The sequence below is a fragment of the Sphingopyxis italica genome, from assembly GCF_011926545.1.
Classification (GTDB): domain Bacteria; phylum Pseudomonadota; class Alphaproteobacteria; order Sphingomonadales; family Sphingomonadaceae; genus Sphingopyxis; species Sphingopyxis italica.
This window is the reverse complement of record NZ_JAATIT010000001.1, coordinates 351,711-370,791: the sequence shown is the minus strand read 5'-3', so window position 1 is coordinate 370,791 and position 19,081 is coordinate 351,711. Positions and strand designations below refer to the sequence as shown.

Here is a 19,081-nt window from a genome sequence, read left to right as displayed (position 1 = left end):
GAGCGGTTATGTTATTTCGGGAAACCAGTCGCCGGCAGCTGATGTTCGGCGTCGGCACCTTCGCCATCCTTGCGCATGCGACGGGCGCCCTCGCGGCGGGTGGCAAGGTCAATCTGCACGGCAAGGCGCGGCCGCTCCCCCTTGGCGCGGTGCGCCTGAAACCGTCCGATTTCGCGACGGCGGTCGAAGTGAACCGCAACTACCTCCACCGCCTCGACCCCGATCGCCTGCTCCACAATTTCCGCGCCTATGCGGGGATGGAGCCAAAGGCGCCGATCTATGGCGGCTGGGAAAGCGACACGATCGCGGGGCATACGCTGGGCCATTATATGACCGCGCTGGTGCTGACCTGGCAACAGACGGGCGATGCCGAAATGCGCCGCCGCGCCGACTATATCGTCGATGAGCTTGCCGCGACCCAGGCGGCGCGCGGCAATGGTTATTTCGGCGGTCTCGGACGCAAGCGCAAGGACGGCACGATCGTCGATGGCGTCGAGATTTTCGACGAAATCAAAAAGGGCGATATCCGCTCGGGCGGCTTCGATCTCAACGGGTCGTGGGCGCCATTCTATACCATCCACAAATTGTTCGCGGGCCTGCTCGACATCCATGGCGCGTGGGGCAGTCGCAAGGCGCTGGACGTCGCGACCGGATTCGCCGGCTATTTCGAGGGCGTGATGACCGCGCTGACCCCCGCGCAGGTTCAGGAGGTTCTCGCCTGCGAATATGGCGGGATCAACGAAAGCTTCGCCGAACTTTATGCGCGCACCAACGACAAGCGGTGGCTCGCGATGGCCGAGCTTTTCTATGACAAGCGCGTTCTGGGTCCGCTCGCCGCGCGCGAGGACAAGCTCGCCAATTTCCACGCCAACACCCAGGTGCCCAAGCTGATCGGCCTCGCGCGGATTCACGAACTGACGGGCGAACCGGCGAAGGCGACCGCCGCCTCCTTCTTCTGGGACCGCGTCGTCCACCATCACAGCTATGTGATCGGGGGCAATGCCGACCGCGAATATTTCTTCGAACCCGACACGACCGCCCGGCATATCACCGAGGCGACGTGCGAGCATTGCAACACCTATAATATGCTGAAACTGACGCGGCATTTGTGGACGTGGGAGCCCGAAGGCGCCTTCTTCGACTATTATGAACGCGCGCATCTCAACCATGTCATGGCGGCGCAGAACCCGGCGACCGGCGGCTTTACCTATATGACCCCACTGATGTCGGGGACCGAGCGCGGCTATTCGACGACCGACGACGACGCTTTCTGGTGTTGTGTCGGTTCGGGGATGGAAAGCCATGCCAAGCATGGCGATTCGATCTTTTGGGAAGGCGAGGACGGGACCTTCTACGTCAATCTCTATATCCCCGCGACGGTGGATTGGGCCGCGCGCAAGGCGGGCGTGACGCTCGATACCAGCTACCCCTATGGGGCTACGTCGACGCTCCGGTTCGACACGCTGCGTTCGGGAACCTTCCCGGTCGCGCTGCGCGTGCCCGGCTGGGCCGCCGGCAAGGCCGAGGTGACGGTGAACGGCGAGGCGGCGACGCCCGCCTTCACGCGCGGCTATGCCGTGGTGTCCCGCCGCTGGAAGGCGGGCGACATCGTCGCGATCACGCTGCCGCTCGACTTGCGGCTCGAAGCGACGCCGGGCGACGACAGCGTCGTGTCGGTGCTGCGCGGCCCGCTGGTGCTCGCCGCCGATCTGGGGCCCAATGAACAGAAATGGGAGCGCGCCGACCCCGCGCTCGTCGGCGCCGACTTGCTCACCGGCTTTTCGCCGGTCGCGGCCGACCGGGCGATCTATGGAACGCGCGGTGTGGTTCGGCCCGCCGACCTCGGTTTCGTGCCCTTCTATCGCCAGTATGAACGCCGCAGCGCCGTCTATTTCAAGCGTTTCACCGAAGCGGCGTGGCAAAGCGAGGAAGCGAGCTATAATGCGGAACAGGCGCGGCTGAAGGATCTCGCCGCCCGCTCGGTCGACGTCATGTTCCTCGGCGAAATGCAGCCCGAGCGCGACCATGACCTGACGAGCGACATCAGCTACCCCGTGACCTATCGTGGCCGTCAGGGACGCGACGCCCGGTCGGGCGGCTTCTTCGAATTCAACATGAAGGTGAAGCCGGGGCCGCTGGTCCTTCAGGCGACCTATTGGGGCGACGAGCGGCCGCGCGCCTTCGATATATTGATCGATGGGCAGCGGATCGCGACCCAGCGGCTCGGCCATGATGCACCGGGCAAATTCTTCGACGTCGAATATCCGGTGCCGACCGCGCTGACCCAGGGCAAGGCGTCGGTCCGCGTCCGCGTCGTGCCGCACGATCGCAGCACCGCGGGGCCGGTCTTCGGCATCCGCCTCGTCACCGCCAAACCCGGCATCGCGGCATGAACATCGCCGCCGCCGGCGACGGCGTGCGGATGACGCTGGACGAACTGCGCGAGCTGGCGCGAAAAAAGCTGCGCGCGGTGGGTCTGTCGACCGACCACGCCGACGCGGTCGCCGAAACGATGGTCGCGGGCGAGCGCGATGGCTGTACCAGTCACGGCATCTATCGGCTGCTGGTCGCAGCCAGCAGCATAAGCCGGGGTGTCGTTGTGCCGGATGCGGTGCCGGTGGCGAGCGAACCCGCGAAGGGCGTCGTCCGCGTCGATGGCGGCGGGGGCTTCGCGCAACTCGCCTTCGAGCGCGGGCTTCCACTGCTCGTGCAAAAAGCGCGCGATCAGGGCATCGCGGCGCTCGCGCTCAATCATGTGGTCCACTTCGCGGCGCTTTGGCCGGAGGTCGAGCGGCTTGCGGATCATGGCTTGGTCGCGCTCGCCTTCACGCCCAGCCACGCCTGGGTCGCGCCGGCGGGGGGCGCAAAACCGGTTTTCGGCACCAATCCGATCGCATTCGGATGGCCGCGTCCCGGGCGTGAGGCGTTCGTGTTCGATTTCGCGACCAGCGCGGCGGCGCGCGGCGAGATCGAACTGCGCCGCCGGGCGGGTGAGCCCGTGCCGGGTGACTGGGGCGTCGATAGCGAAGGGCGGCCGACGACCGACGCCGCCGCGGTGCTGGACGGCGCGATGCGGACCTTCGGGGGGCACAAGGGGTCGGCGCTCGCGGCGATGGTTGAACTGCTCGCCGGCCCATTGATCGGCGACCTGACGAGCGCCGAATCGATCGCGCTCGACGGCGGGCGCGGCGGGTCGCCGATGGGCGGGGAGTTGATCCTTGCGATCGACCCCGCCGCCTTTCTGGGTGCGGCGCTATCGGACCATATGGCGCGGGCGGAGGCGATGTTCGCCGCGATCGAGGCGCAGGGCGCCCGCCTGCCGTCGTCGCGTCGCTACGCGGCGCGGCGGGAGAGTCTCGCGAACGGGGTGACGATTCCCGCGCGGCTCTATGACGACATCATGCGGATTGGAGAGTGATGTGAAATATTGGCGGTTGGTGATCCTGATGGTGATAACGATGGCGGCGACAATGGGCGTAAAGGCGGCGGAAACCAGCGCCGACGAACGGTTCGAGGCGCTTTCCAGCGCGGAATATGAGTGGCGCCGGGCGCAGTTCGCACCGGGCGAAGACGATGCGGAGGGCGCGCCGCGCCGGCTTCCCGATGTCGGTCCGGCGGCGCAGGCCGAACGGCTGCAACGCTGGACCCGGACCGCGGCGGCGCTGGATGCGATCGACCCCGGCGCGCTGTCGGCGGAGCAGCGGGTCAATTATGTGGTCTACAAGGGGCAGATCGCCGCGCTGCTCGATGCCCAGACATATCGCGAGTTCGAAAAGCCGCTGAATTCGGATTCCAGCTTCTGGGGCGGCGTCGCCGGCTGGGCGCGCGCGACGTTTGAGGATGAGGCGGATTACCGCGAATATATCGCGATGCTGCGCGACATGCCGCGCTATTTCGATCAGCAGATGGTCAATATGCGCGCCGGGCTGAAGCGCGGTTTCACCCCTTCGCAAATCACATTGAAAGGGCGCGACATCGGCGTCGCCGAGGTCGCCCGCGCGAAGTCGGTCGAAGAATCGCCCTTCTATGCGCCCTTCCGCGAATGGCCCGTGTCGATTTCACCGGAACGGCGCGCCGCCTTGACGGCCGAGGGCGCGGCGGCGATCCGCGAGGCGGTGGTGCCGGCTCATGCCAGACTGCTGGTCTTCCTGCGCGACGAATATATTCCCGGCGCGCGCAAAAGCCTGGCAGCCTATGACCTGCCCGACGGCCGCGCTTATTATCAGTCGAAGATCGCCGAATTCACCACCCGCGACCTGACGCCCGATCAGGTCCATGCCATCGGCCTTGCGGAAGTGAAGAAAATCCGGGCGCGGATGCAGGCCGTCATGGACGAGGTCGGGTTCAAGGGCGATCTCCCCGCTTTTCTGCACTTCCTGCGCACCGACCCGCAATTTTACGCGAAGACGCCGCAAGAGCTGCTCAATCGCGCGGCGTGGATCGCGAAGCGGTTCGACGGCAAGGCCGCGCAATATTTCGGGCGTCTGCCGCGCAGCCGGTTCGCGATCGAGCCCGTGCCCGACGAGCTTGCGCCCTTCTATACCGGCGGTCGCGGGGGCCCCGGCATCTATCTGGTGAACACATGGAACCTGCCATCGCGGCCGCTCTATTCGCTGCCCGCGCTGACGCTCCACGAAAGCGCCCCGGGCCACGCCTTCCAGATGCCGCTCGCCGCGGAGAACAAGGATCTGCCCGCGTTCCGGCGCGACACCTATCTGTCGGTCTATGGCGAGGGGTGGGCGCTCTATTCCGAAACGCTGGGCGAGGAAATGGGGATGTATGAAACGCCGTATGAGCTCTTCGGCATGCTGTCCTATCAGGCATGGCGCGCGTCGCGGCTGGTCGTCGATACCGGGCTTCATGCGAAGGGGTGGAGCCGCGAACAGGCGCAGCGCTATCTCCACGACAACACCGCGCTCGCCGAGCATGAGATCGAGACCGAAGTCGATCGCTACATCGCGTGGCCCGGACAGGCGCTCAGCTATTATATCGGCGAACTCGCCTTTATCGACGCACGCCGGCGCGCCGAACAGCGGCTGGGGTCGAAGTTCGACCTGAAAGCCTTTCACGATGCCGTGCTGTCGCTCGGATCGGTGCCGATTTCCGAGATCGATCGCCGCGTCGACCAGCTGATCGCCGACGGCGGAAAAGGCCCCTATGACGACGAGGAAGGGTGAGGTGAGGGGAGCAAGCCTCGTCGCTCTGGCCTTCATCCTGCCTTCGGCCAGCCTCGCGCAAGACGCGCCGGAGCCGGAAGCGATCGTCAGCAAGGGCAATCCGATCCTTGCCGACGGGCGCTATTATTCGACCGACCCCGCGCCGCTGGTGGTCGGGGATACGCTCTACATCCTGGCGGGACGCGACGAAGCGCCGCCCGACGTCAACGACTTCATAATGAACGAGTGGCAGATGCTGGCGACGCAGAGCCCCGCTTCGGGGCAATGGCGGCATTATCCGGCAACGATGCGGCCCGACGCCATATTCGCCTGGGCGGAACCCGGCCGCGCCTATGCCGGGCAGGTGGTCGAGGGCGGCGACGGGCGCTTCTATTTCTATGCCTCGGTCATCGAAGAGGACAGCGGCGCGAAAGACCGCTTCGCGATCGGCGTCGCGGTCGCCGATACGCCGCTCGGCCCCTGGCGCGACGCGCATCCCGCGGGCCCGATCATCTCGCAGCGGGTGCCGCAAGCGAACGATATTCAGAATATCGACCCGACCGTGCTGGTCGACGACGACGGCCGGGTCTATATTTATTGGGGCACCTTCGGGCAGCTGCGCGGCATGGAATTGGCGCGCGACATGGTAACGCCCGCAAGCCCCGAGCATATCATCGAAGGGCTGATGGGTTTCTTCGAGGCGCCGTGGCTGATGAAGCGCAAGGGCGTTTACTACATGCTCTACGCAGGCAACAATGCCGGTCCCGACAGCCCGTGCACGCCCGCCGTCTATCACGCCTGTCAGGCCTATGGCACCGCCCCCTCGCCCTTGGGGCCGTGGACGTGGCGGGGGGTGGTCCTGAAACCCGTTTCGTCGACCACCAGCCATGCCGGCGCGGTCGAATTCGACGGGCAATGGTATCTGGCCTATCATACCGCCGACGCCAGGGATGGCGGCCATTTCCGCCGGTCGGTCGCGCTCGACCGGCTCGAATGGGACGACAGCGTTTCGCCCGCGGCGATCCGGCCCGTCGCACAGACCCGCGCGCCGATGCCCGCGGCAGCGCCGACGCGCAACGTCGCGGGCGCCGCGGGCGCCGCCGCGTCGAACGAGCCGATTCCGGTGCAATATTGGATCCGGGCGCTGAATGACGGCAAGGTCCGGAAAAATCCGCTGCCCCCCGAAATGTGGGGCAGCTGGACCGGCAAGAATCCCGCGCGGCCGTGGATCGAATATCGCTGGCACCGCCCGGTGACGTTGACCGGCAGTCGGATCTGGTTCTTTGCCGACCAGCCGGCGGGCGCGAGCGTCGGCGTGGCGCCGCCGCGCGCGTGGCACCTGGAATATTGGGACAAGGGATGGAAGCGCGTTCGCGGCGCCGGCCCCTATGGCGCCGTGCCCGGACAATTTCAGGCGGTCGAATTCGCGGCAGTCACGACACGCTGCGTGCGCGCGGTGTTCGATGCGTCGGGCGAGGGCGACACCCATGCCGGTGTCGGCGTGCAGGAGTGGGAAGCCCTCGCGCCCCGCGCAGCGGCGCCATCCGCCGAACCGGACGAACGTGCCGCGCCCTGCGAAGGATGAACCCTAGCAGGCCTCGCCGGTGCTTTGCGATGGCGGGCCGCCCGGAACGCGGGCCGGGTGGCGATAGAAGGGATCGCCCGGCAAGCGATGCCGATCGCCATAAACCGCCCTCAGCGCCGCCGCGAGCGCGGGATCGTGTCGGCTGAGGTCGGCGTCGGACAGGATTTGCTTGCTGTCGATGACGGCGAGCTTGTTCGAATTGAACCAGAATTGCGTGCCCTCGGCCCAATATTCATGCGCCGTCGTCGCGCCATATTGGCCGTCCCAAAGATGTTTGGCCATGGCCTGTGCATAGGCTTTCCGGACTTGCGCGAACAATTCGGGGTCGGCGGTTTCCATCGCGTCGAAGATCGCGTGCGAGAATTCGTGGACCAAGATGGTTTCGCCAAAATAGCGGGTGCCGGGCATGGCCAGAAGATTTTCGGTCGCCCCACTGGTCAGCAGGCCGCCCATGCCCCGCGCGCGCTTGTTCCAATATTCGCTGTCGGACAGCCGCCCGATCCGTTCCGCATAATATTTGCGTTCGCAAAGCGTAAGCCGCGGATCGTCGATCGCCGGCTTTTTCCAATCGCGCTGTTCGGGCACGTCGGTGGTCCGCTCGTCGACGCCCATGATCATCACGCGCTGCCCGGCCGATACGAGCGCCCGCGCCAGATCGGGACGCTTTTCGAGCATCGCCAGCACGATCCGGCGGGCGATGAACAGGGCCTCGTCGGGCACCGCGTCCGACGCGCTGATCGGAATGCCGGCCGCGGTTACCGACTTGGTGTAGAAGGGGTCGAGCGCGAGCGCGGGCGGTGGCGGGCCGATGACCGGGCGCGCTTCGGTGCAGCCCGCAACGAGCAGGCAACCGGCGATGAGCAGGCGCTTCATGCGAACGGCCGATCGATCGAATGCTGGGGCTCGGTGAACCAGGCGGCGCCCGTCTCGGTGACGTGGAAATGATCTTCGAGCCGGATGCCGTAGCGGTCGGGGACGACGATCATGGGCTCGTTCGAAAAGCACATGCCCGGCGCCAGCGGCGTCCGGTCGCCGCGCACGAGGTAGGCGGGCTCGTGGATCGAAAGGCCGATCCCATGCCCGGTGCGGTGCGGCAGGCCGGGCAATCGATAATCGGGACCGAGTCCCGCGCGCTCCAGTACCTGACGTGCGGCGGCATCGACGCTTTCGCATGACGCGCCCGGCCGCGCGGCGTCGAAGGCGGCCGCCTGGGCCTCCTTTTCGAGATCCCACATCTCACGGATTTCGGGTTCGACGGCGCCAAAGGCATAGGTGCGGGTAATGTCGCTGTGATAGCCGTCGACCGTGCAGCCCGTATCGATCAGGACGAGCTCATCCTCCTGCAGCGCCTGATCCTCGGGCAATCCATGGGGAAAGGCGGTCGCGCGCCCGAACTGTACGGCGCAAAAACTCGATCCGCCGGCGCCCAGTGCGCGGTGGGCCCGGTCGATGAAAAGCTTGACCTCGCTGGCCCGAATCCCGGGCGCCAATATCCGCGCCGCGCGCCGGTGGACCTCCAGCGTCATTACCTTTGCCTGTCGCATCAGTGCGAGTTCGGACGGCGATTTGATCATGCGCAGCCCGTCGATGGCGGGCGAGCCGTCGACGAGCGCGAAGGAACGCCGCAGCCGTTCGCCGACGGCGAAAGGCAATAAGGGATCGATCGCGAGCGTGTCGCCCGGCGCCAGCAGCTTGCCGGCCAGTTGGACGGGATCCTCATCCTCCTCCCAAAGCAGCAGATCGGCGGCGATCGCGAGTTCGGCGACCAGCGATCCCTGTTCGAACGCGGGGCAGATGATTCTCGGCTCGCCCGCTACGGGGAGCAGCATCGCCACCAGTCGCTCGGATGGCGACCACGCGACGCCGGTGAAATAACGCAGGCTCGCCCCCGCGTTGACGAGCAGGGCGTCCGCGCCGATCTCCGCCATCCGCGCTTGCGCTGACGCTATGCGTGTGCGCCGTTCGGCGGCGCCGACCGGAGGCGCGGGCGACGCCCATGGCGCAAGGCTCGCGAGCTCGATCTCGGTCGTCGAACATCCAATCGTCATCGTCTTCATTCTCCAAAGCGGGCGAGGTCGAATGGCGTCAGGTCGACCATCGGGGTTTCCTGTTCGATCAGGGTTCGCACCAGTTCGCCGGTCACCGCTGCGAGCGTCAAACCCAGATGCTGGTGGCCAAAGGCATAAACCAGATTGCCGACGCGCCGCGACCGGCCGATCGCGGGCAGATAATCGGGCAGCGTCGGACGGGCGCCCATCCAGCGGGTGAAGGGCGGGGCGAGCGGCAATCCAAGTTCGCGGACATGCTGTTCCAGCCGGTCCCATTTGCGCGGATCGGGCGGCGCATCGGGAGAATGATATTCGACGAAGCTCGCGGCCTGCACCGTGTCGGCGAAGCGCGTGACGATCATCGCGCGGTCTTCGAACACCAGCGGCGGAAGGTCGGCCGGCCATTCTCCCGCCGCGGCGCGGATATGATAACCGCGCTCGGCGATCAGCGGGGCGACATGGCCGGCCTGTTCCATCAAGGCGCGACTGCGCACCCCCGCCGCGACGACGATGATGTCGGCATCATGTCCCTCGACGCGCGCCCGGCCGTCATCGATCGCAAGCCGTGCCGGTGACCGCTCGATCGTTCCGCCTCGCGCGCGAAACGCTTCCTCCAGTGCGTCGGCCAGCGCCCCGAGGTCGGCGATTTGCCCGCTGCCGTTAAATCGCACCGCGTACGCGATCGGCACGCCGACCAGCGACGCTAGGCGCGCCATCTCGGCCGCTTCCATTGCGTGAAGGCTGGCGGTGCCGATCTCGGCTGCATGCCAGGCGGCGGCGCCGGCCTGCGCGGTCGCGGCGCTTTCCCACAAGACATAATGGCCGTCGGCGCGAAGCAGCATCGGCTTGCCGGCCAGCCCGACCATGCGTCGCCAGGCGGGCAACGCCGGATAGAGCAGGGACCCGAGCGCGGCGCTGCCGCTGCGAAATGCCGAAGGCCTTGCCGCGGCGAGGAAGCGGGGAAGAAAGCCGAGCCAGTGGCGAACGCCCGACAATGGCAGGTCGAGCGGCCCACCCGCCGCGAACCGGCGCCGAAAGGCGGTGCGCAAGGAAGCCGGCGAGGCGAGCGGCGCCACCTGCTCGGTCGCGATATGGCCGGCGTTGCCCCATGAGGCGGCATGGCGGCTCGCATCGTCGTCGATGATCGTGACGCGGTGGCCAGCCTCGGCCAGCGCCACGGCCGAACAGAGTCCCACGATACCGCCGCCGATGATATTGATGCGCACAACGATCCTCTCTTGCAATGCGATATTGTGTACCGTATACGATATTCAGGTTCAAGAGCAGGATTTCACATGACGATTGGTTGGAAGGGCGTTTTTCCGGCAGTGACGACGCAGCTGCGCGAAGATTTGTCGATCGATCTGGCGGATACGCAGCGCGTGGTCGACGATCTTATTCGCGACGGAGTGACCGGCATCATCGCGCTGGGCACGGTGGGCGAGAATAACTCGCTGGAATATGACGAAAAGATCGCCGTTCTGTCGGCCATCGTCGAAGTGGTGGCGGGGCGCGTGCCGGTGATCACCGGCGTATCCGAATATGATACGCGCCGCGCGGTGCGTTATGCCGCGGCGGCGGAACAGGCGGGGGCCGACGGCCTGATGCTGTTGCCGCCGATGGTCTATGTCCCGCAGGCGCACGAACTGGTCGCCCATTTCAAAGGGGTGGCGGAGCGGACCGGGCTGCCGATCATGCTCTATAACAACCCTCCCGCCTATCGCACGGTGATCGACAAGGCGGTGCTCGAAGCACTGGTCGACGTCGAAAATATCGTCGCGGTCAAGGAATCGGCTCCCGACACGCGCCGCTTCACCGATTTCCGCAACGCGTTCGGCGATCGCTATGTCCTGTTCGCGGGGCTCGACGACGTCGCGCTCGAGGGACTGTATCTTGGCGCGCAGGGCTGGGTTTCGGGCCTGACCAACGCGTTCCCGAAGGAGTCGGTCGAACTGGTCGCGGCGTTCGAACGCGGCGATCATGCGCGGGCGCTGGAAATCTATCGCTGGTTCATGCCGCTGCTCCACCTTGATGCCGAGCATGACCTCGTTCAGTCGATCAAGCTCGCCGAACAGGTCATGGGCCGCGGTTCGGAGCGGGTGCTGCCGCCGCGCCTGCCGCTCGTCGGCGAGCGCCGGGCCGAGGTGATCGCGATGGTGGAACAGGCGGCTGCCACCCGTCCGGCCGCGGTCAGCGCGAAAGCGGCCTGAGGCCGGCTGGCGATGCGTCACAGCTTCTTCTGCATCGATGGTCATACGGCGGGAAATCCGGTTCGCCTGATCGTCGGCGGCGCCCCGTTGTTGAAGGGCGATTCGATGTCGGCGCGGCGGCAGGATTTCCTGGCCCGGTTCGACTGGATCCGGACCGGCCTCTGTTTCGAGCCGCGCGGCCATGACATGATGTCGGGCGGATTTCTGTATCCGCCGACCCGGGACGATAGCGACGTCGGCATATTGTTCATCGAAACATCGGGCTGTCTGCCGATGTGCGGTCACGGCACGATCGGCATCATCACCTTCGCGCTCGAGCACGGCCTGATCCTGCCGGCGACGCCCGGGCGGCTCAAGGTCGAGGTTCCGGCCGGCGTCATCGACATCGCCTATGAAGCCGATGGCGACAAGGTGACGGCGGTGAGCATCGTCAACGTTCCCGCCTATGTCGCCGCGCGCGATATCAAAGTCGAGGTCGAGGGCATCGGCGCGCTCTCGGTCGACGTCGCTTATGGCGGCAATTATTACGCGATCGTCGAGCCGCAGGGCGGCTATACCGGGCTCGACGACATGGGCGCCGCCCGCCTGATCGAACTGGGCGGGCTGATCCGGCAGGCCGTGCAGGCCAAATTCGAACCGGTGCATCCGCTCGACCCGACGATCCGCGGGGTCAGCCATGTTCTGTGGGCCGATAAACCGCGCGCCGACGGCGCCGATGGCCGCAACGCGGTATTCTATGGCGACAAGGCGATCGACCGCAGCCCTTGCGGCACCGGCACCTCGGCACGCCTGGCGCATCTTGCCGGGTCCGGCCAGCTGGCGGTCGGCGACCGCTTCGTTCACGAAAGCTATATCGGCAGTCTTTTTACCGGGCGCGTCGAATCCGAAACGACGATCGCCGGACAGCCGGCGATCATTCCCTCGATCACGGGTTCCGCGGTCGCCACCGGTTTCAATATGATTTGGATTGATCGCAGCGATCGCTTCTGGGACGGATTTCAGGTCAAATAGCGTGGGGGGCGCCCGGGCTGTCCGGCGTTCCACCCCGCTTTGGAGTATTTGAAATGAGTATAGTGGTCCGAACCCTGTCCGAACGCGTGTTCGATATCGTTCGCGAGCAGATCGTCGTCGGCGAACTGGCGACCGACATGCCGATCCGTCAGGACGCGCTGGCCGCCGAATTGGGGGTCAGCAAGATTCCGGTGCGCGAGGCGCTGGCCCGGTTGGAACAGGAAGGGTTGCTGATCAGCCACCCGAACCGCGGTTATCTCGTGCGGCCGATGTCGGCGGCCGAGGCGGACGAAATCTATGCGCTGCGGCTGGCGCTCGAACCCGCCGCCGCCGCTTTCGCGGCGGTCCATGCCGACGACGCGGACCGCGAAGAGGCGCAGCGCGTGTATGAGCGCCTCGATGCTGCCGCCAGCGACAATCTTGCCGATGTCGCGGTGCGCAATCGCGATTTCCACACCGCGCTCGTCCGCGTCGGCGGCCGGTTGCTCACGACCCAGATGGTCGAACGGCTTTCGATCCTCTCGGAGCGTTATGTGGTCGCCCATCTGGAACCGTCGGGCCGAGAATCGCGGGCGCACCTCGAACACCGGCAACTACTCGACGCGTGGATGGCGCGCGATGGCGATACCGTCGAGCATCTGTTGACCGAGCATATCAAGGCGACGCTCGCCGATTTGAAAGCACAATTAAAAGTCGCGGTCTGAGCCGGCGACGAACGGGGAGAAGTGAATGTTCGGTCCGCGCAAGTCGCTCGACGACATCCGGTCGCACGAGGCGAGCCAGTCCTTGGCCAAGACGCTGAGCTGGCCGCATCTGATCGCGTTGGGCGTCGGTGCGATCGTGGGGACGGGCATCTATACGCTGACCGGGGTCGGGGCGGAGCGCGCGGGGCCGGCGGTGATCCTCGCCTTCGCGATCGCCGGCATGGTCTGCGCCTGCGCCGCGCTCGCCTATACCGAGCTTGCTACGATGATTCCCGCGGCCGGGAGCGCCTATACCTTCAGCTATGTCGCACTGGGCGAGACCATCGCATGGATCGTCGGATGGAGCCTGATCCTCGAATATTCGCTTGCCTGCTCGACGGTAGCCGTCGGCTGGTCGGGCTATCTGGTGGGCTGGATACAGTCCGCGGGTGTCACGCTGCCACAGGCATTGCTGTCCGGGCCCCATGACGGGGGCATCGTCAACCTGCCGGCGGTGCTCGTCTCGCTCGCGGTCATGGGGATGCTGGTTGCGGGGACGCGGGAGAGCGCGACCCTCAACATCATTCTCGTCATCATCAAATTATTGGCGCTGGGCGCGTTCATCGCCTTCGCGCTTCCGGCGTTCGATCCCGACAACCTGCAACCCTTCATGCCCTATGGCTTTGGATCGGTCGAAAGCGGCGGCGAGAAGCGCGGCGTGATGGCGGCCGCCGCCATCGTGTTTTTCGCCTTTTATGGCTTCGACGCGGTCGCGACATCGGCCGAAGAGGCCAAGAATCCGAAGCGGGACCTGACCATCGGCATCATCGGTTCGATGCTGGTCTGCACCTTCATTTATATGGGGGTCGCGATCACGGCGGTCGGCGCGCTGCCCTTTCAGCAGCTCGCCAATTCGGCCGAGCCGCTGGCGCTCGTCCTGCGCGCGCTCGACCAGCCCGTCGCCGCGCATCTTGTCGCGCTCGCGGCGATTATCGCGCTGCCCTCGGTCATTCTTGTGATGATGTATGGTCAAAGCCGTATCTTCTTTGTGATGGCGCGCGACGGACTTTTGCCCAAGCGACTGGCGACCGTCAGTCCGCGGACCGGCGCGCCGACGCTGATCACCATTCTGACCGGCCTGTCGATCGCCGCGGTCGCGGGCATCTTCCGCCTCGACGAAATCGCCGAGCTCGCCAATGCCGGAACCCTGCTGGCCTTCATCGCGGTTGGCGTGTGCCTGATGGTCCTGCGCCGGACCGCGCCGCAGATCGAGCGGCTTTTCCGCTGCCCCGCGCCCTATGTCGTCGGGACCGCCGCTGTGCTCGGCTGCGTCTATCTGCTCATCAGCCTTCCGTCGTCGACCATCGTCCGGTTCGTCATCTGGAACATCGCGGGTCTTGCAATCTATTTCGCCTATGGCCGGTGGCGCAGCGCGGCGCAGCGGGCGACTGTCGCGGCCTGATCCCCGCCATCCTTCCCGGTTCAAAGGAAAATCCCATGCGATTGATGCTGGCCGCGCTGTGCCTGTCTTTGACGCTGCAACTTCCCGTCCACGCGCGTTCCGCGGTCGAAGGCGTCTGGCTGTTCGACGACGCGCCGAGCTATCCCGGTGTCACTATGCTCGAAGTGGCGGACGACGCCGGGGTGATCAGCGGCAGCGTAACGACTGAATGGTATGGGCCGATCAGATTGGAAAATGCCCGTATCGAGGGCGACACGCTGAGCTTCGACCTGCGCAATCTCAACGACAAGGCGCATCCCACGCGCCGCTGGACGGCAAGGTTCACCCCGGCCGGCGTCAAGCTGACCGGCGATATCTGGTACGCGCACGTCGAGCAGGATGGCCGCCGCGGCGGCGTAAAGGACGCCGAGGCCCGCGCGTTTGATTTCGCTCCCGACCTTCCGCCGCTGGGAAGCATCGCGCCCGACAATCTCGCCGCGACGCCGCCGATGGGCTGGTCGAGCTGGAACAAGTTCGGCGACAAGATCGACGATGCGACGGTTCGCGCGATGGCCGACGCGCTGGTCGCGACCGGCCTGCGCGACGCCGGCTATCTTTATGTCAACATCGACGATGGCTGGCAGGGCCAGCGCGACGCGAACGGCGTGCTGCAATCCAATGCGAAGTTTCCCGACATGAAGGCGCTCACCGATTATGTCCATTCAAAGGGGCTGAAGATCGGCATTTACACGTCGCAAGGTCCCCGGACCTGCGCCGGCTATGAAGGAAGCTACGGGCATATCCAGACAGATGCCCAGACGTTTGCCGATTGGGGATTCGACTATCTGAAACATGATTTATGCTCGGGTGAATGGTTCTACGACGATGCCGACGAGGTGAAGCGCAGCTATTATGAAATGGGGCTGGCGCTGAAAGCGACGGGGCGGCCGATGCTCTATTCCCTGTGCCAATATGGCCGCTTCCACGTGTCCGAATGGGGGCGATCGGTCGGCGGCCATCTGTGGCGCACGACGGGCGATATCACCGACGATTATAAAACCATGTCGGACATCGGTTTCGAGCGGAACCCGACATTCGGCCATGCCGGGCCGGGAGGATGGAATGATCCCGATATGCTGGAGGTCGGCAATGGCGGCATGAGCGAAGACGAATATGTCACGCATATGACCTTGTGGGCGATCCAGGCCGCGCCGCTGATCATGGGGCACGACTTGCGGCAGACTTCCGCGAGCGCGCTGCGCCTTCTCAAGAACCGGGACGTCATCGCCATCGATCAGGACGCCAGGGGCGTGCAGGGCCGGGTGGTCCGCGAGGAAGGCCCGCTGGAGATATGGCGCAAGGAACTGGCGGACGGGTCGGTCGCGCTGGCGCTCTTCAACCGCGGCGAGGTGGCGGCGCAAATGACGCCGACGGCGGCCGACGCCAATCTGGCGCGGTTGACCCGGGTCCGCGACCTGTGGCGCGGCGCGGCGGTCGCCGTCGACGATTTGCATTTCACTGTGCCCGCGCATGGCGCGGTGATGCTTCGGGTCCATGGCGAGTCGATTTGACCGGAGCCTTTCTTCTTCAACGATAGAGCGCGAAAAGCGGGGCGCCGGCGTGATCGGGTGAACGCCGATGCGATGCGGCGAACAAATGCTCGGCGCTTGCTGGCCCCTTGTCCTTTTCTGCCGGAAATCTGTCCGCGGCCGATGCGCCAGTCGGGCATGGGCGGATGATTCGCCCCGCCCCTCGTTCCGATTCGTGCCTCTCGCGGTTCGCCGGCACGCCCGGGCCTGCATCGAAGCATCTCAAAAACCATGCAGATTGGTACGTATATAGTAAATCGTATAATGTATTTGACTTTTAATTGTCCGACATGCTTAAATTGTCCGACATGCTCACCAATGGGCAAAGGGCCGCATAGAGCTTTTCGGGAGGTTGCAATGAAGGACAGACTCACCCTCTATCTGCGGGGCGTCAGCGCCGGCGCGATAGCGACGATCTTTCTCTCCACGCCGGTCATGGCGCAGAGCGAGACGGGCGGCGCCCCGGCTGCGACGAGCGACGCAGGCGAAGCGATCGTCGTTACCGGCACCCGCATCCGGCGGCCCAATCTCGACAGCAACAGCCCCATGACCGTCGTGAGCGACGAGGAGTTCCGCTATCAGGGCGCGACGACGGTGGAATCGGTGCTCAACCGGCTTCCTCAATTCACCGCCGACGCCAACGAAAACGTCTCGAACGGGTCGGACGGCACGTCGAACGTCAATCTTCGCGACCTTGGTTCGAACCGCGTGCTCGTCCTCGTCGACGGCCAGCGTATGCTGCCGACGCAGGCCATCAACGTCAATTTCGTGCCGTCGTCGCTGGTCGAGCGCGTCGATGTCGTCACCGGCGGCGCATCGGCGGTTTACGGGTCGGACGCGATTTCGGGCGTGGTGAATTTCATCCTGCGCAAGAATCTCGACGGCGTCCGCGTCGATGGGCAATATAGTTTCTATCAACACAACAATAACAACGGATCGCTCCGCGATCTCATCGACAGCAACGGTTATCAGAACGCCCCTAAATCGGTCACCGATGGCGAAAAGCTCGACGTCAATTTCGCCGTCGGCACCAATTTTGCCGAAGGCCGCGGCAATGTCACCGCCTATGCGGGATATCGGCGCGTCAATCCGGTGCTGCAGGGCTCGCGCGACTATTCGGCCTGCGCGCTCGACCCCAATGGCGACCGCACCGGCTTTGTCTGCGGCGGTTCGAGCAACAATGAATTCGGCTTGTTCACCGTGCTCGCCGACCCGGTGTCGGGATCGCCCGTCACTTACAACAACACCAAGGACGGCCAAAAGACCTGGGTGCCGTACGACAGCAGCTTCCGCTATAATTATGCGCCGACCAATTATATTCAACGCTCGGACCGCCGCTATACCGCGGGCGCCTTCGCGCATTACGAACTGTCCTCGGCCGCCGAACTCTATGGCAGCTTCATGTTCATGGACGACCACAGCTTTTCACAGGCCGCTCCCTCGGCCCTGTTCCAGGGCGAGGTCTATTCGATCAACTGCGACAATCCCTTCCTGAGCGCGCAGCAGGCGGGAGCGCTCTGCGGCGCCGCGGCGGGTACCGACACCAGCCGCAATACCTTCATTGGCTATCGCATGACCGGCGAGGGCAGCGCGCCGCGCCGCGACGACCTGCGCCATACCGACTATCGCTTTCAGGGCGGCGTGCGCGGCGAGATCGCCCCGGGAATCCGCTATGATGTCGGCGCGCTACGCGCGGTCGCGATCTTCAACGAAAATTATCAGAACGATATCGACCCGGTAAAGGCGAAGAAGGCGCTTCAGGTCGTCGATGTCGACGGCGTGGCGACGTGTAAATCGGTCATCGACGGCAGCGATCCGGACTGCGTGCCGATGGACGTGTTCGGTTTCGGCACGATCGACCCCGGCGTCTATGACTATATCTATGCGCCGACCTTCACGCGCGGCGAGCAGAAACTCACGGTGCTCAACGCGGGCATCAGCGGCGAACTTAGCGCCTATGGCATCCAGAGCCCCTGGGCGTCGCAGGCGATCGGGTTCGCGATCGGCGTCGAGCAGCGGATCGAGACGCTCGACTTCCGGGCCGACGCGCTGGCGCAGCAAAAGGGAATTCTCGAATCGCAGGGCCGCATCAAGGTCAGGGAAGTCTATGGCGAACTCGAACTGCCGATCCTGTCCGACATGCCCCTTGCCCATTCGCTGAGCATCAATCTCGGCCTGCGCTATTCGGACTATACGAACGACAGCCTCGAAGGCACGAAAACCAGCTATGGCGCGACGACCTACAAGGCCGAGCTCGACTATGCACCATCGCGCGACATTCGCTTCCGGGCCAGCTACAACCACGCGATCCGCGCGCCCAACGTCGCCGAACTGTTCGCGGCGCGCGGGCTGGGCAATGTGCAGGGGCAGGATCCATGCTCGGGCGCTTCGCCGATCGCCTCGTTCGATCGCTGCGCGCTCACCGGCGTGACGCAGGCGCAATATGGCAACATCCCCGAATGTCCGGCGGAAACCTGCGTCACCCAGGGTGGCGGCAATCCCGCGCTCAAGCCCGAAGAAGCGGACACCTATACCGCGGGTCTGATCCTGACGCCCCAAGCCATTCCCAACCTGCTGGTCTCGGTCGATTATTACAACATCAAGGTCGACAATTATATCGGGACCGTCGATCCGTTCCTGACGATCAACCAGTGTATCCAGACGGGTAATCCGTTCTTCTGCGACCTGTTCAACCGCGACCCCGCCACGGGGGTGATCTTTGGAACCAACGGCTATATCACCGCGACCACACTCAACACCGGCTATCTGAAATCGGCGGGTATCGATGCGACGGCAAGCTACAGCTTTGGGCTCGACACGCTGGGCCTGAACGATGGCGGCAAGCTCAATTTCGAACTTGTCGGCACCTATCTCGACAAGCATCAGGTCCAGCCGCTTCCGGGGCTCGGCACCTATGACTGCGCGGGGCTGTTCGGGCCGACCTGCGGCCAGCCGACGCCGCGCTGGCGGCATCAGCTGCGCACCACCTGGCAGATGCCGTGGTCGAATGCGACGCTCTCGCTCAACTGGCGCTATTTCGGCAGCGCCAAATTGTCGAGCAACACCGACAATGAATTCCTTCAGGGCACGCCCTATGTCATCAACAGCAAGATCGACGCTTACAGCTATTTCGACCTTGCCGGCACGGTCGACTTGCTGGAGAATTTCACGGTGCGCGCGGGCATCAACAACCTGTTCGACAAGGATCCGCCCGCGATCGCGCAGGGGCTGCTCAGTTCGTTCGGAAACGGCAACACCTATCCGGGCGTTTATGACCCGCTCGGGCGCATGATCTTTGTCGGGATAACCGCCAAATTCTAACGGCTGAAAGGCGGCGCCGGCTTCTCGATCCTCGTCC

General features: G+C 65.0%; 13 protein-coding genes. 10 read left to right on the top strand and 3 right to left on the bottom strand.

The window, feature by feature from the left end:
- Nucleotides 1–8: 8 nt before the first annotated feature.
- The 4 genes from GGR90_RS01570 to GGR90_RS01555 are packed head-to-tail and all read left to right on the top strand — an operon-like array spanning nt 9 to nt 6,741.
- Nucleotides 9–2,393 (top strand): glycoside hydrolase family 127 protein, encoded by a 2,385-nt coding sequence (locus tag GGR90_RS01570; RefSeq protein WP_167918847.1) that lies wholly within the window; start codon nt 9–11, stop codon nt 2,391–2,393.
- Complete coding sequence (locus GGR90_RS01565; protein ID WP_167918845.1) at nt 2,390–3,418, top strand: Ldh family oxidoreductase; 1,029 nt, start codon at nt 2,390–2,392, stop codon at nt 3,416–3,418. The genes GGR90_RS01570 and GGR90_RS01565 overlap by 4 nt, the downstream gene beginning before the upstream one ends.
- Nucleotides 3,390–5,177, top strand: a complete 1,788-nt coding sequence (locus GGR90_RS01560; protein ID WP_167918843.1) for a DUF885 domain-containing protein — start codon at nt 3,390–3,392, stop codon at nt 5,175–5,177. The genes GGR90_RS01565 and GGR90_RS01560 overlap by 29 nt, the downstream gene beginning before the upstream one ends.
- A complete protein-coding gene (locus GGR90_RS01555) occupies nt 5,158–6,741 on the top strand; it encodes a family 43 glycosylhydrolase (RefSeq protein WP_167918841.1) in 1,584 nt (527 codons plus the stop codon). The genes GGR90_RS01560 and GGR90_RS01555 overlap by 20 nt, the downstream gene beginning before the upstream one ends.
- A 3-nt stretch (nt 6,742–6,744) precedes the next feature.
- Here the strand turns inward: GGR90_RS01555 and GGR90_RS01550 are convergent, their stop codons facing one another.
- From GGR90_RS01550 to GGR90_RS01540, 3 genes are read right to left on the bottom strand one after another with little or no spacing between them, the layout of a single operon-like run.
- The gene (locus GGR90_RS01550) at nt 6,745–7,614 is read right to left on the bottom strand and encodes a glycoside hydrolase (protein WP_245198350.1); all 870 of its coding nucleotides are present in this window, start codon (nt 7,612–7,614) and stop codon (nt 6,745–6,747) included.
- On the bottom strand, nt 7,611–8,789 hold the full coding sequence (locus GGR90_RS01545; RefSeq protein WP_167918839.1) for a M24 family metallopeptidase: 1,179 nt from the start codon (nt 8,787–8,789) through the stop codon (nt 7,611–7,613). Before GGR90_RS01545 ends, GGR90_RS01550 begins: the two co-directional genes overlap by 4 nt.
- A gap of 5 nt (nt 8,790–8,794) precedes the next feature.
- Nucleotides 8,795–10,015 carry an FAD-dependent oxidoreductase gene (locus GGR90_RS01540; protein WP_167918837.1) on the bottom strand — a complete coding sequence of 407 codons (1,221 nt, stop codon included), beginning with the start codon at nt 10,013–10,015 and terminating at the stop codon, nt 8,795–8,797.
- A 69-nt stretch (nt 10,016–10,084) separates the two neighbouring features.
- Here GGR90_RS01540 and GGR90_RS01535 point away from each other — a divergent pair, with 69 nt between their 5' ends.
- From GGR90_RS01535 to GGR90_RS01510, 6 genes are all read left to right on the top strand, one after another.
- Entirely contained in the window at nt 10,085–10,999 is a 915-nt protein-coding gene (locus tag GGR90_RS01535) for a dihydrodipicolinate synthase family protein (protein ID WP_167918835.1), read from the top strand.
- Nucleotides 11,000–11,011: 12 nt separating this feature from the next.
- Complete coding sequence (locus GGR90_RS01530) at nt 11,012–12,010, top strand: 4-hydroxyproline epimerase (protein ID WP_167918833.1); 999 nt, start codon at nt 11,012–11,014, stop codon at nt 12,008–12,010.
- Nucleotides 12,011–12,063: 53 nt separating this feature from the next.
- Complete coding sequence (locus GGR90_RS01525; protein ID WP_167918830.1) at nt 12,064–12,714, top strand: GntR family transcriptional regulator; 651 nt, start codon at nt 12,064–12,066, stop codon at nt 12,712–12,714.
- Between the two features lie 25 nt (nt 12,715–12,739).
- On the top strand, nt 12,740–14,155 hold the full coding sequence (locus GGR90_RS01520; protein ID WP_167918828.1) for an amino acid permease: 1,416 nt from the start codon (nt 12,740–12,742) through the stop codon (nt 14,153–14,155).
- A 35-nt stretch (nt 14,156–14,190) separates the two neighbouring features.
- Nucleotides 14,191–15,705 carry a glycoside hydrolase family 27 protein gene (locus GGR90_RS01515; protein ID WP_167918826.1) on the top strand — a complete coding sequence of 505 codons (1,515 nt, stop codon included), beginning with the start codon at nt 14,191–14,193 and terminating at the stop codon, nt 15,703–15,705.
- A gap of 375 nt (nt 15,706–16,080) precedes the next feature.
- On the top strand, nt 16,081–19,044 hold the full coding sequence (locus GGR90_RS01510; protein WP_167918824.1) for a TonB-dependent receptor domain-containing protein: 2,964 nt from the start codon (nt 16,081–16,083) through the stop codon (nt 19,042–19,044).
- Nucleotides 19,045–19,081: the final 37 nt, after the last annotated feature.

What these genes read in the sequence shown, in the direction of transcription:
- GGR90_RS01570 (WP_167918847.1), top strand. Translation starts at nt 9, where the DNA reads ATGTTATTTCGGGAAACCAGTCGCCGGCAGCTGATGTTCGGCGTCGGC.
- GGR90_RS01565 (WP_167918845.1), top strand. Translation starts at nt 2,390, where the DNA reads ATGAACATCGCCGCCGCCGGCGACGGCGTGCGGATGACGCTGGACGAA.
- GGR90_RS01560 (WP_167918843.1), top strand. Translation starts at nt 3,390, where the DNA reads ATGACGACATCATGCGGATTGGAGAGTGATGTGAAATATTGGCGGTTG.
- GGR90_RS01555 (WP_167918841.1), top strand. Translation starts at nt 5,158, where the DNA reads ATGACGACGAGGAAGGGTGAGGTGAGGGGAGCAAGCCTCGTCGCTCTG.
- GGR90_RS01550 (WP_245198350.1), bottom strand. Translation starts at nt 7,614, where the DNA reads ATGAAGCGCCTGCTCATCGCCGGTTGCCTGCTCGTTGCGGGCTGCACC.
- GGR90_RS01545 (WP_167918839.1), bottom strand. Translation starts at nt 8,789, where the DNA reads ATGACGATTGGATGTTCGACGACCGAGATCGAGCTCGCGAGCCTTGCG.
- GGR90_RS01535 (WP_167918835.1), top strand. Translation starts at nt 10,085, where the DNA reads ATGACGATTGGTTGGAAGGGCGTTTTTCCGGCAGTGACGACGCAGCTG.
- GGR90_RS01530 (WP_167918833.1), top strand. Translation starts at nt 11,012, where the DNA reads ATGCGTCACAGCTTCTTCTGCATCGATGGTCATACGGCGGGAAATCCG.
- GGR90_RS01525 (WP_167918830.1), top strand. Translation starts at nt 12,064, where the DNA reads ATGAGTATAGTGGTCCGAACCCTGTCCGAACGCGTGTTCGATATCGTT.
- GGR90_RS01520 (WP_167918828.1), top strand. Translation starts at nt 12,740, where the DNA reads ATGTTCGGTCCGCGCAAGTCGCTCGACGACATCCGGTCGCACGAGGCG.
- GGR90_RS01515 (WP_167918826.1), top strand. Translation starts at nt 14,191, where the DNA reads ATGCGATTGATGCTGGCCGCGCTGTGCCTGTCTTTGACGCTGCAACTT.
- GGR90_RS01510 (WP_167918824.1), top strand. Translation starts at nt 16,081, where the DNA reads ATGAAGGACAGACTCACCCTCTATCTGCGGGGCGTCAGCGCCGGCGCG.